Source organism: Lentzea sp. NEAU-D7 (assembly GCF_026242055.1).
Taxonomy (GTDB): Bacteria; Actinomycetota; Actinomycetes; order Mycobacteriales; family Pseudonocardiaceae; genus Lentzea.
The window spans coordinates 1-12,186 of the sequence record NZ_JAPJDL010000033.1 but is presented as its reverse complement, the minus strand read 5'-3'; the positions used below and the strand labels follow the sequence as shown (position 1 = coordinate 12,186).

General features: G+C 68.7%; 14 protein-coding genes. 8 read left to right on the top strand and 6 right to left on the bottom strand.

Features of this window, described 5'->3' with window-relative positions; all coding sequences use genetic code 11:
* Nucleotides 1-134: 134 nt before the first annotated feature.
* Nucleotides 135-308: a hypothetical protein gene (locus tag ORI60_RS41230; RefSeq protein WP_266043440.1), complete on the bottom strand. Its 174-nt coding sequence runs from the start codon at nt 306-308 to the stop codon at nt 135-137.
* 157 nt (nt 309-465) lie between these two features.
* Here ORI60_RS41230 and ORI60_RS41225 point away from each other — a divergent pair, with 157 nt between their 5' ends.
* A complete protein-coding gene (locus tag ORI60_RS41225) occupies nt 466-1,398 on the top strand; it encodes a carbohydrate kinase family protein (protein WP_266043531.1) in 933 nt (310 codons plus the stop codon).
* 7 nt (nt 1,399-1,405) lie between these two features.
* Nucleotides 1,406-2,170: a class I SAM-dependent methyltransferase gene (locus ORI60_RS41220; protein WP_266043439.1), complete on the top strand. Its 765-nt coding sequence runs from the start codon at nt 1,406-1,408 to the stop codon at nt 2,168-2,170.
* A 45-nt stretch (nt 2,171-2,215) separates the two neighbouring features.
* Here the strand turns inward: ORI60_RS41220 and asnB are convergent, their stop codons facing one another.
* Nucleotides 2,216-4,144: an asparagine synthase (glutamine-hydrolyzing) gene (gene asnB, locus ORI60_RS41215; protein WP_266043438.1), complete on the bottom strand. Its 1,929-nt coding sequence runs from the start codon at nt 4,142-4,144 to the stop codon at nt 2,216-2,218.
* A 181-nt stretch (nt 4,145-4,325) separates the two neighbouring features.
* On the opposite strand from asnB, the gene coxB reads away from it, so the two are divergent.
* Both coxB and ORI60_RS41205 read left to right on the top strand, forming a co-directional pair.
* On the top strand, nt 4,326-5,258 hold the full coding sequence (gene coxB / locus ORI60_RS41210) for a cytochrome c oxidase subunit II (protein ID WP_266043437.1): 933 nt from the start codon (nt 4,326-4,328) through the stop codon (nt 5,256-5,258).
* Between the two features lie 14 nt (nt 5,259-5,272).
* Complete coding sequence (locus ORI60_RS41205; RefSeq protein ID WP_266043436.1) at nt 5,273-5,689, top strand: cytochrome c oxidase subunit 4; 417 nt, start codon at nt 5,273-5,275, stop codon at nt 5,687-5,689.
* Nucleotides 5,690-5,764: 75 nt separating this feature from the next.
* Here ORI60_RS41205 and ORI60_RS41200 read toward each other — a convergent pair whose 3' ends face one another.
* From ORI60_RS41200 to ORI60_RS41185, 4 genes are all read right to left on the bottom strand, one after another.
* Nucleotides 5,765-6,445, bottom strand: a complete 681-nt coding sequence (locus ORI60_RS41200; RefSeq protein WP_266043435.1) for a lysophospholipid acyltransferase family protein — start codon at nt 6,443-6,445, stop codon at nt 5,765-5,767.
* Between the two features lie 145 nt (nt 6,446-6,590).
* Entirely contained in the window at nt 6,591-7,631 is a 1,041-nt protein-coding gene (gene trpD / locus ORI60_RS41195) for an anthranilate phosphoribosyltransferase (protein WP_266043434.1), read from the bottom strand.
* A gap of 5 nt (nt 7,632-7,636) precedes the next feature.
* A complete protein-coding gene (locus ORI60_RS41190; protein WP_258950729.1) occupies nt 7,637-8,047 on the bottom strand; it encodes a hypothetical protein in 411 nt (136 codons plus the stop codon).
* 65 nt (nt 8,048-8,112) lie between these two features.
* Nucleotides 8,113-8,514 (bottom strand): hypothetical protein, encoded by a 402-nt coding sequence (locus ORI60_RS41185; RefSeq protein WP_266043433.1) that lies wholly within the window; start codon nt 8,512-8,514, stop codon nt 8,113-8,115.
* 93 nt (nt 8,515-8,607) lie between these two features.
* On the opposite strand from ORI60_RS41185, the gene ORI60_RS41180 reads away from it, so the two are divergent.
* The 4 genes from ORI60_RS41180 to ORI60_RS41165 form a co-directional block, all read left to right on the top strand.
* Nucleotides 8,608-9,216, top strand: coding sequence for a cytochrome c oxidase subunit 3 (locus tag ORI60_RS41180; protein ID WP_266043432.1), 609 nt, complete (start codon nt 8,608-8,610; stop codon nt 9,214-9,216).
* A gap of 52 nt (nt 9,217-9,268) precedes the next feature.
* Entirely contained in the window at nt 9,269-10,081 is an 813-nt protein-coding gene (locus tag ORI60_RS41175) for a c-type cytochrome (protein WP_266043431.1), read from the top strand.
* Entirely contained in the window at nt 10,078-11,205 is a 1,128-nt protein-coding gene (locus tag ORI60_RS41170) for a ubiquinol-cytochrome c reductase iron-sulfur subunit (protein WP_266043430.1), read from the top strand. Before ORI60_RS41175 ends, ORI60_RS41170 begins: the two co-directional genes overlap by 4 nt.
* Nucleotides 11,202-12,186 (top strand): cytochrome b (locus ORI60_RS41165; protein ID WP_266043429.1); only part of this gene is annotated, 985 nt, incomplete at its 3' end. The genes ORI60_RS41170 and ORI60_RS41165, both read left to right, overlap by 4 nt.

The window sequence follows — 12,186 nt, the reverse complement described above, 5'->3', positions numbered from 1 at the left end:
GCGCGCCCGCGGCCCCCCCCCCCCCCCCCCCCCCCCCGCGGCGCGCCCCCCCCCCCCCCCCCCCGCCCCCCCCGCCTCTCCGCGTGTGGACCGAAGAACTTCGGCCAGGTGCGGCCCGGTGAGCCGGACCCGAGCTAGACGCCGTATTCGGCGAGGCCTTCGACCTGGTGGGCGCACCGCTCGTCGACCTGCCACGGCGCGGCCGCGCGCGGGGTGGGAAGGGGGTGCTCGGGGTGGGTCAGAGCGAAGGGGAGCTGCGCGCAGTCCTCGATCAGTTCACTCATCGTGGTCGCCTCTGGGATCGTCACTTCCTGACCGTATGACGGCGGTCTGACCTGCGGTAGCCCTACCAAACAGTAGTCTTCACCGCGGTACTCGTCCGGGTGAGTTGTCACCCAGCGCAACAAGAAAAGAGGAGCCGACGTGCCCCTAGCCGTGTGCGGCAGCATCGCGACCGACCATCTGATGCACTTTCCGGGTCGTTTCGCGGACCAGCTGGTCGCGGAGCGTCTCGACCGCGTGTCGCTGAGCTTCCTGGTCGACGACCTCGTGGTCCGCCGCGGCGGCATCGGCGCGAACATCGCGTTCGGCCTCGGTGTGCTCGGGGTGCGGCCGGTGCTCGTCGGTGCCGTCGGCAAGGACTTCGACGACTACCGCTCGTGGCTCGAGCGGCACGGCGTCGACACGTCGGGCGTGTACGTATCGGAGATCGCGCACACCGCGCGGTTCGTCTGCACGACGGACGACGACATGTGCCAGATCGCCTCCTTCTACGCCGGCGCGATGGCCGAGTCCCGCAACATCGAGCTCGCGCCCATCGCGAACCGCGTCGAGAACCTCGAGCTCGTCGTCATCAGCCCGGACGACCCCTCGGCCATGCTCCGGCACGCCGACGAGTGCCGTCAGCGCGGCTACCGGTTCGCCGTCGACCCGTCGCAGCAGCTCGCCCGCATGGACGGCGAGCAGGCACGCGCGTTCGTCGAGGGCGCCGAGTACCTCTTCAGCAACGACTACGAGTGGGAACTGCTGCTGCAGAAGACCGGCTGGACCGAGGCCGACGTCCTCGCCCGCGTCGGCAAGCGCGTCACCACGCTCGGCGCCAAGGGCGTCGAGATCGTCGACCGCGACGGTTTCGCGCTGCACGTCCCCGCCGTCCCCGAGGTCGCGAAGACCGACCCGACCGGCGTCGGCGACGGCTTCCGCGCGGGCTTCCTCGCCGCCATCACCGCCGGCCTCAGCATCGAACGCGCTGCTCAGCTCGGCTCGTTCATCGCGGTCGAGGTGCTCGAGACCGTGGGCACGCAGGAGTGGGTGATCGAGCGCGAGCCGGCGCTCGCCCGCATTCGTGGCGCGTTTGGTGCGGAAGCCGCTGAGGAGATCGCTCCGGTCCTGCCATGATCGGACAATGGGGACGTACCTGTTCGGCGACTCCGGTGAGTCGCCCGACCCGAAGTTCGACGCGCTGAGCTCACTGCTCGACGCGGGCACCTTCGCCCGCGTCGAGCAGCTGGGCGTCTCGGACGGCTGGCGCTGCCTCGAAGTGGGAGGTGGCGGGGGATCGGTGGCGAACTGGCTGGCGGACGTCGTCGCCCCGGCCGGGCACGTCACGGTCACCGACATCGACGTCACGAGGCTCGAAGAGCGCGACAACGTCACGGTCCTGGAGCACGACGTGGCGTCCGGCATCCTGCCCGGCAACGCGTTCGACCTGGTCCACGCCCGCCTGGTGCTCTTCTACCTGCCCGCCCGCGACCTCGTCCTGCGCAAGCTGCGCGACGCGTTGCGCCCCGGCGGCTGGCTCGTCCTCGAGGAGTTCGACTGCCTGCCGCTCGAAGTCCTCTCCGCCGCCCCCGACGACGCGAAGCTGATCATGCGGGTCAAGAACGCCCTGCTGACGTTGCTCGACCAGGGCGGCGCCGAGCTCGCGTGGGGAGCCCGCATCGAACGGGCGCTGCGCGACGCCGGTCTGCACGACGTCAGCGGGTCCCGTGAGGTGCAGGAGTGGGAGGGCGGCTCCGCGGGGTGCCGCCTGCTCGCCGCGACCGCCCGCCTGGTGCGCGCGAAGCTCCCGCTCACCGACGAGGAGTTCGACCACTACCTGGAGCTGATGGCGGCCCCGGAGACCGTCGTCAGCTCGTACGCGATCTGCAGCGCGCAAGGTCGTCGCTGAACACGCGTCAGGGCCCCTCCGCGGAGGGGCCCTGACGCTTCGGAGCTAGAGCTTGACCGGGTAGTGCGGTTCCGGCACCACCGGCTGGATGCGGCCCTCGACGAAGATGCCGTGCCAGATCATGAACACCAGCAGCGCCCAGATGCGGCGGCTGTGGTCGAGCACACCGGAGCGGTGCTCCTCGATCAGCCGCAGCACCGCGGTCTTGTCGAGGTACTGGTCGGTCTGCGACGCGCGCACGATGTCGACGGCCCAGTCGTGCATCTCGTCCTTGAGCCAGTGCCGGATCGGCACCGGGAAGCCGAGCTTGCGCCGGTTGAGCACGTGCGCCGGCACGATGTCGCGGATCGCCTTGCGGAGCGCGAACTTCGTGGTGTCCTTCGTGATCTTCAACTCACTCGGGATCTGCGACGCGATCTTGAAGACCTCGGGGTCGAGGAACGGCACCCGCAGCTCCAGCGAGTTCGCCATGGTCATCTTGTCGGCCTTGACCAGGATGTCGCCGCGCAGCCACGTGAACAGGTCGACGTGCTGCATGCGCGTCACCGGGTCCCAGTGGCGCGACTCGCGGTACGGCTGGGCCGTCGCGTCCATGTGCGACACCGCCGGGTCGTACGTGCGCAGCACCTGGCGCAGGTGGTCGTCGAGGAAGATGCGCGCGTTGCCGTAGTAGCGCTCCTCCAGCGTCAACGCGCCACGACGCAGCAGGTCCTTGCCGCGCACGCCGTGCGGGATCTTCGTCGAGACCTTGCCCATGGCCTTGCGCAGCGCGCCCGGCACCTTCTCGAACCCGGCCAGCGACAACGGCTCGCGGTAGATCGTGTACCCGCCGAACAGCTCGTCCGCGCCCTCGCCGGACAGCACGACCTTCACGTGCTGACGCGCCTCGCGGGCGATGAACCACAGCGGCACCAGCGCCGGGTCGGCCACCGGGTCGTCGAGGTACCAGGTGATCAGCGGCAGGGAGTCCATCATCTCCTGCGCGCTCACCGTGCGGACCACGTGCTTCACGCCGATCAGCGCCGCCGACTCCGCGGCCACGTCGACCTCGGAGAACCCCTGGCGCTCGAACCCGGTGGTGAACGTGATCAGGTCCGGGTTGTGCTCCTTGGCCAGCGCCGCCACGACCGTCGAGTCGATGCCGCCGGACAGGAACGAGCCGACCGTCACGTCCGCGCGCATGTGCTTGGCGACCGAGTCGCGCAGCGCGGCGGTGATCTCGTCGTAGAGCGCCTCGGCCTCGCCCTCGCTGCGGACCGTGCGGATCTTGAAGTTCGCCGGGAAGTACCGCTCGAACTTCGGCGACTCGCCCGGGACCAGCGTGAACGAGTGCCCGGACTCGACGCGGAAGATGTGGTCGTGCAGCGAGGCGGGCTCCGGCACGTACTGCAGCGTCAGGTAGTGCTGCAGCCCCTTGACGTTCATCTTCGGCGCGATGCCGATCGCCGAGGCGAGCTCCAGCAGGGTCTTCTTCTCGCTGGAGAACGCGACACCGCTCTGGCCCTGCGCCCAGTACAGCGGCTTGATGCCGAACGGGTCGCGGCCGCCGAACACGACGTCGCGCTCGGAGTCCCAGATCATGAACGCGAACATGCCGCGCAGCTTCGTGATCGCCGCGGGCCCGAAGTAGTGGTACGCGGCGACGATGGTCTCGGTGTCGCCGTCGGTGTGGAAGACCGCGCCGTGCTTCTCGGTGAGCTCGGCCCGCAGCTCCAGGTAGTTGTAGATCTCGCCGTTGAAGTTGATCGTGTAGCGGCTCGGCGACTCCGCCGGGCCCCAGGTCAACGGCTGGTGGGAGTGCTCGATGTCGATGATCGCGAGCCGGTTGAAGCCGAACACGACCTCGTCGACCCGCCTGGTGCCGCTCTCGTCCGGTCCGCGGTGCCGCATGCAGCGCAGCGCCGCCTCCACGGCCGGGCGCGCGTTCTCAGCCTCGTTCTCGCTGGGGCAAACAAGTCCTGCCAGGCCGCACAAGGCTCTCGCACCTCTCAAAAGACATGAAGGGGAAGACCACGGGGAAGTCCCCAGTATGCCGAAGGGGCTCTGTGTGACCGAAACTGCACCGCAGCGGCGGTGCCCCCAAGGGGTGAGCGCGGTTGCGCTGGGCTACGCTCCCGCTTGATCCGTTGGCATGGAACGAGGAGGCGGGCGAGCAGTGGGCCTGAAGGAGGGCACCAGGGCATCCCGGCTGGTGAAGACCGCTGGGCTTGTGAGCCTGGTCGGCATCGGGGCCACCGGTTGCTCCACGGACGAGGTGCTGCGCTTCGGATGGCCGCAGGCCGTCACGCCGCAGGCCGAGAAGATGCGCGAGCTCTGGACCTGGTCCGTGATCGCCGCGCTCGTCGTCGGCGTCATCGTGTGGGGTCTGATCCTGTGGTCGGTGGTGTTCCACCGCAAGAAGTCCGAGGAACTGCCGCGTCAGACGGCGTACAACCTCCCGCTGGAGATCGTGCTCATCGTCGTGCCGACGGTGATCGTGGCGGTGTTGTTCTACTTCACCGCCGTGACGCAGAACTACGTGACGGACAAGTCGGGCAAGCCCGACGTGAACGTCGACGTCATCGCGTTCCAGTGGAACTGGGAGTTCCAGTACCCGGACCACAAGACCGAGGCGGGCAACGTCGTCAGCACGGTCGGCACCTCGGGCGAGGTCCCGGTCATGGTGCTGCCGGCCGGCAAGCGCATCCAGTTCACGCTGCGCTCGACGGACGTCATCCACTCGTTCTTCGTGCCGGAGTTCCACTTCAAGCGGGACGTCTTCCCGCAGCCGGAGAAGAACAACCAGGACAACGTCTTCCAGATCGACCAGATCGACCGTCCGGGTGCGTTCGTCGGCCGTTGCGCCGAGCTCTGCGGCTCGTACCACGCGGTGATGAACTTCGAGGTCCGGGCGCTGGAGGAAGCGGACTTCGAGAAGTACATCGAGCTGCGCAAGCAGGTCAACGAGAAGACGGGCAAGCCGTACACCACGGCCGAGGCCCTTTCTCAGGTGAACTGTGACGAGTGGTGCTCACCGCTGGCCACGACGACGACCCCGTTCAACACCGACCGGACGGCCCGCGAGGCCTCCGGCGCGGGCCAGAAGTAGGGACACGCCCCGCGATGAAGATCGAAGCTCGCGTATTCGACCTGGTGATGGCCTTCTCGTTCCTGATGGCCGTCGTCTACGGCTACTGGACGCACCTGGCGACCGGCCACGTCGAGCCCACCGGCACGGTGGCGCTCGCGCTGACCGGTGGTCTGGCCCTCATCACCGGCACCTACTTCCGGTTCGTCGCCCGCCGCATCGAGGTGCGGCCGGAGGACAACCCCGACGCCGAGGTGTCCGACGGCGCCGGTGAGCTGGGCTTCTTCAGCCCCGGCTCGTACTGGCCGGTCGGTCTCGCCGCCGCGGCGGCGACCACGGGTGTCGCGGTGGCGTTCTGGCACGTCTGGCTGCTCGTGATCGCCGTCGTCCTGGTGCTGATCGCCGTCGGTGGCCTGGTGTTCGAGTACCACACCGGTCCCAACCACGACTGACCTGGCACGAACACGACGAAGGCCCCCTCCGGTGTCGGAGGGGGCCTTCGTCGTGTTCGCGGGTCCTGCGCGGCGTCAGGCCGCCGCGGCGACCGGGGTCTTCTGGTACGCGTCGACGTACTCCTGGCCGCTCAGGTCGAGGATGCGGTAGATGATCTCGTCGGTGACGCTGCGCAGCACCGGCAGCGAGTCCTGCATGCCGTCGTAGCGGCTGAAGTCGAGCGGCTCACCGAAGCGGACCGTCACGGGGACGATCTTCGGGAACCTGCTGCCGACCGGCTGGACCTTGTCGGTGCCGATGATGCCGACGGGGACGACCGGGGCGCCGGACTCGAGCGCCATGCGGGCCACGCCCGTGCGCCCGCGGTGCAGCCTGCCGTCGAGCGAACGCGTGCCCTCGGGGTAGATGGCGAAGGCTTCCCCGCGCGCCAGGATCTCGGCGGCCGTGTCGAGCGCGGCGCGGGCGTCACGGCCGCTGCCGCGGTGCACCGGCACGTGGCCGAGCGAGGAGAAGAACCGGCGCGACAGCGAGCCCTTCAGGCCGGTGCCCGTGAAGTACTCCGCCTTCGCGAGGAACGACACGCGGCGAGGAACGACCATCGGGATGACGACGCTGTCGATGAAGCTGAGGTGGTTGGCCGCCAGGATGACGGGGCCGTCGGTGGGGATGTTCTCCAGTCCGTCCACCACAGGGCGGTAGACGAGACGGGCAGTGCGCGCGACGACGTGCTTCATCACCGGGTAGAGGAGGGCCATGTGTCCAGCATTCCAGGTGGCGATTGCCACGGCGTTACCACGTGGTGCGCATCTCGGGCCCATCACTCGCTCGGACTACGCCGATGCGGCGCGCGTGCGAGAAGGGTCACGCGTCGGCGACGACGCGTGACCGGAACGTGCTCCGCTAGCCCTTGAGAGCCTGCGAGAGCTCCACCCAGCGGTTCAGCAGCGTGGCCGCCCCGCCCGAGTCGATCGCGTCGGCCGCGCGGCTCAGCGAGGCCGACAGGTCGGCGTGCAGGTCGTCGGAGAACCCTCCGTGCGCCGCGATGGCGCCCGCGGCGTTCACCAGCACCGCGTCCCGCACCGACCCCGTCTTGCCGGCCACGAGGTCGCGGACCACCTGGGCGTTGACCGACGGGTCGCCGCCCTTCAGGTCCTCCTCGCGCGCGGGCTTCACGCCCAGCACCGCCGGGTCGATGGTCTCCGTGCGCACCACACCGTCCTGCGCGAGCCACGCGGACGTCGTCGTGGTGGTGGTGATCTCGTCCAGACCGTCGTCACCCCGCACCACCAGCGCGGTGTTGTTGCGGCGCGCGAACACGCCGGCGATCAACGGCGCCGCGGCCGCCCTCGCGCAGCCGATCAGGCCGACGGTGGGCTGCGCGGGGTTCGTCAGCGGGCCGAGCAGGTTGAACGACGTCGGGATGCCGATCTCGCGCCGCACCGGGCCCGCGTGCCGGAAGCCGGGGTGGAACACCGGCGCGAAGCAGAAACCGATGCCCAGCTCGCGCACGGTCTCCCGCACGCCTGCGGCGGGCAGGTCGATCGCGACGCCCAGCGCCTCCAGCACGTCCGCCGTGCCGCACTGCGACGACGCCGCGCGGTTGCCGTGCTTGACCACGGGCACCCCCGCGGCGGCCGTGATGATCGCGGCCATCGTCGAGATGTTCACCGAACCGGAGTGGTCACCGCCGGTGCCCACGATGTCCGTCGCCCGCACGTCCACCGTGAACCGGTTCGCGTGGTTGAGCATCATCGTGGCGAGGCCGTCGACCTCCTCCGGCGTCTCGCCCTTGGCGCGCAGCGCGACGATGAACGCCGCGATCTGCGCCGCGGTCGCCTCGCCCGACATCACCTGGTCCATGCCCCAGGCGGTGTCGTCAGCGGTCAGGTCGACGCCGTCGAGCAGCCGGTTGAGCAGCGAGGGCCAGGTGCGCTGGCTCATGGCCCTCAGCCCTTGACGACGGGAACAGCCGAGCCCCGCAGCACCTCGGCCACGGTCTCGGCGGCGGCCAGCGGGTCCAGCGGGTGCACCAGCACCGCGTCCGCCTGCGACCAGGTCGCGAGCCACCGGTCGTCCTTGCGGCGCACCGCGACGACGATCGGCGGGCAGTTCGTGATCTCGTCCTTGAGCTGGCGGGACAGGCCCATGCCACCGGTCGGCTGCGCCTCGCCGTCGAGGATCAGCAGGTCGACGGTGCCGGCGTCCGCCTCGTAGAGGACGTCCGCGATCGTCGCGGCCTCGACGTAGTCGACGCGCGCGAGGTCCGGCGCGGGGCGGCGGCCGACCGCAGTGATGATCGTCTCACGCACCTCGGGCCGGTGGCTGAACACCAGGATCTTCGTGGTCTGCGTGCTCATCTCTGGATCCTCCGCTGCGACTGCCGACTGCGGTCCTGAAGAAAGTGACCAAGGTCGCCGTGATGCTATCGGGCCGGTTCCTCCGCCTTCTGCAGGGCGTCCCAGCCCAGGGCCTCACCACCGAGCCGTTGCGCCAGCGAGGCCATCCGCGACCGCTCCTGGGCGCAGTGCAACGCGTCCAGCTTCTGCACGCGACTGATATGCGATATGTCACCGGCCACGAGCACCCAGCCGTCCGGAGTGAGCAGTTCGCGCGCACGTTCTACCTGCTCAGCGGGGATGCGCACGTGGTGGCGCAGCACCGCGGGCTCGTCGGCGCGCCACCGCGGGGACCGCGCCAGGGCGGCCGAATCGGCCTCCGCGATGTCGAACGCCTCGACCACCACGACGAGCGCCGGGTCGTCCACCGACAACGCCGGCTCGTCCCGTCGGCGCAGCTTGTCCCGCAATCGGCTCAGCAAGCTCATTCGTTGATCTCCTCGCGATCACCCTGCGTGTGACCCAGCCGACCCATGATCTGCCCAGGACCCGATGGGCGGACGGAAATAGCGCAGGCAATAATGCTGCTCGTGACCACGGCAGCGCCTTCAATCGGCCAGCGCGTGCACTCGCTGAACCGCCCGAACATGGTCAGCGTCGGCACGATCGTCTGGCTGTCCAGCGAGCTCATGTTCTTCGCTGGCCTCTTCGCCATGTTCTTCACGGTGAAGGCCCAGAACGAGGGACCTTGGCCCCCGCCCCCCACGCACCTGAACGTCCCCTACGCGTCGGTCTTCACGATCATCCTGGTCGCGTCGTCCTTCACCTGTCAGTGGGGTGTGTTCGCGGCGGAGCGGGGAGACGTCTTCGGTCTGCGTCGCTGGTACATCGTGACCCTGATCATGGGCGCGATCTTCGTCGGCGGGCAGGCAGGCGAGTACATCGAGCTGGTCGAGAGCGGCACCACGATCCCGTCCTCGGCTTACGGCACGGTCTTCTACCTGACGACCGGCTTCCACGGCTTGCACGTCATCGGCGGTCTGATCGCGTTCGTCTACCTGTTGATCCGGACGAAGCTCAGCAAGTTCACGCCGGCACAGGCCACCTCCGCGATCGTCGTGTCGTACTACTGGCACTTCGTCGACGTCGTGTGGATCGGGCTGTTCGCCATCATCTACATCGTGCCCTGACCTGCTCCCCAGCCACGAGCTCCCGAACTGACAGCAAGGGTTGCCGCACACCATGACCACCACGACGAAACGCCCCCGCGGCGCCCGCACGAAGCTGCGTCGCCGGGTCGCCGGACTGCTCGCACTGGGCTTCGGCCTGCTGAGCGCCGGCATGCTGTTCGCCGCCTTCGCGCCCCAGGCGCAGACCGCCCAGGCGCAGCAGCAGGACGCCCTGGTCCGCCAGGGTGAGCAGATCTACCTGAACACCTGCCAGAGCTGCCACGGCAAGTCTCTCGAAGGCGTGCAGGACCGCGGGCCGAGCCTGATCGGTGTCGGCGACGCCGCGGTCTACTTCCAGACTTCCTCCGGCCGCATGCCCATGGCGCGGCAGGAGGCACAGGCCATCCGCAAGCCCGCGAAGCTCTCCCCCGAGGAGATCAACGCGCTGATGGCCTACATCGACGCGAGCGGCGGCGAGGGCCCGAAGAAGCCCACCGAGACCGGTGAGGGCCTGCGCGGCGACAACCCGGCCCGCGGTGGCGAGCTGTTCCGGCTGAACTGCTCGAGCTGCCACAACTTCACGGGCCGTGGTGGCGCGCTGTCGTCCGGCAAGTTCGCGCCCGCGCTCGACGGCGTGTCCGAAGAGCAGATCTACACGGCGATGCTGAGCGGCCCGCAGAACATGCCGAAGTTCGGCGAGCGCCAGCTCACGCCGGAAGAGAAGAAAGACATCATCGCGTACGTCAAGTCGGTCACCGACGGGAACAACAACTCCGGAGGTAACCCCCTGGGCGGGTTCGGACCCGTTTCCGAGGGCTTGATCGCGTTCATCGTGGGCATCGCCGCGCTCATCGGCGTGACCCTCTGGATCGGAGCCAAGGCATGAGCGGCGACAAGCCGATCGAGCTGCCCAGCGAGGCAGAGCTCGCGGAGATGAGCCGGGACGACCTCGTCAAGCTCGGCACGAAGATGGACGGCGTCGAGCTCGTCCACTACGAGGAGAAGTTCCCGGTCCCCGGGACCCGTGCCGAGCGCCGTGCCCAGCGCACGGTCGCGCTGTGGTTCATGATCTCCGCGGTGTCGGGTCTCGCCTTCCTCGGCGTGTTCCTGTTCTGGCCGTGGCAGTACGAGTCCCCCTCGAACCCCGAGGGCCACCTGCTGCACATGCTCTACAACCCGCTGATCGGCCTGTTCCTGGGTCTGTCGGTGACGGGCCTGGGCGTGGGCGCGCTGCTCTACACCAAGAAGTTCATCCCGGACGAGCTCGCGGTGCAGCAGCGCCACGACGGCCCGTCGGCCCAGGTCGACCGCGCCACGCTGGTCGCGGAGCTCGCCGACGCGGGTGAGCGCAGCGGCATCGGCCGCCGCAGCCTGATCAAGCGCACCGCGGGCCTCGGCGCCGGCGTGCTGGGTCTCGGTGTCGCCGCCGTTCCGCTGGGTGCGCTCATCAAGAACCCGCACTCGGACAGCGAGACCAAGAACTCGCTGTGGCACACCGGCTGGAAGGCCGAAAAGGGCGAGAAGGTCTACCTGCGCCGCCACACCGGCAACTTCCACGACGTGTCCCTGGTGCGTCCCGAGGACGTCGAGCCGGGCGGCTTCGAGACGGTGTTCCCGTTCCGGGAGTCCGAGCGCGACGACGAGCACGCCCTGGTCGCGGCCCTCAAGCGGGCCGACGCGCCGGTGATGCTCATCCGCCTGCGCCCGAACCAGGCGGTCACCAAGCGTGCAGGTCAGGAAGACTTCAACTACGGTGACCTGTACGCGTACTCGAAGATCTGCACGCACCTGGGTTGCCCGACATCGTTGTTCGAGCAGCAGACCGGTCTGCTGCTCTGCCCGTGCCACCAGTCGCAGTTCGACGTCTTCGAATACGCCAAGCCGCGGTTCGGTCCGGCCACCCGTCCCCTTCCGCAGCTTCCGATCACTGTGGACGAAGACGGATACTTGGTAGCCCGCAGCGACTTCATCGAAGCTGTGGGTCCGGCGTTCTGGGAGCGGAAGTCATGAGTGCCATCACCACGCCGACGAAGCCGGCCAACGCCGCCGCGCGCGTCGCAGGGGCGGCGGCCAACGCTGCCGACGAGCGGTTCCACCCGGCCTCGGGCCTGCGCAAGCAGATCAACAAGGTCTTTCCGACGCACTGGTCGTTCTTGCTCGGTGAGATCGCGCTGTACAGCTTCATCGTGCTGTTGCTGTCGGGTACGTATCTGGCGTTGTTCTTCGACCCGTCGATGACCGAGGTCACCTACAACGGTGCGTTCGAGAACCTGCGCGGTATCGAGATGTCGCGGGCGTTCGCGTCCACGCTGGACATCTCGTTCGAGACGCGCGGTGGCCTGTTCGTGCGTCAGGTGCACCACTGGGCGGCGTTGCTGTTCATGGCCGCGATCGTGGTGCACATGTTCCGGATCTTCTTCACCGGTGCGTTCCGCAAGCCGCGTGAGATCAACTGGGTCATCGGCATCGTGCTGTTCATGCTCGGCGCGATCGAGGGCTTCCTCGGCTACTCGCTGCCCGACGACCTGCTCTCGGGCACCGGCCTGCGGGTGATGGCGGCGCTGCTGATCTCGTTCCCGGTGATCGGCACGTGGCTGAACTGGTTGATGTTCGGCGGGGAGTTCCCGGGCACGGACATCATCCCGATGCTCTACACCGCGCACATCCTGATCATCCCGGCGATCATCCTGGGTCTGATCGCGGCGCACCTGGCGCTGGTGTGGTACCAGAAGCACACGCAGTTCCCGGGCGTGGGCCGCAAGGAGACCAACGTGGTCGGTGTGCGGATCATGCCGGTGTTCGCGGCCAAGGGCGGTGGCTTCTTCGCCATCGTCGTCGGTGTCATCGCGATCATGGGCGGGGTGTTCCAGATCAACCCGATCTGGAACTTCGGCCCGTACAACCCCGCGCAGATCTCCGCCGGCTCGCAGCCGGACTGGTACATGGGCTGGACCGACGGCCTGGTCCGCATCTGGCCGGCGTGGGAGTTCT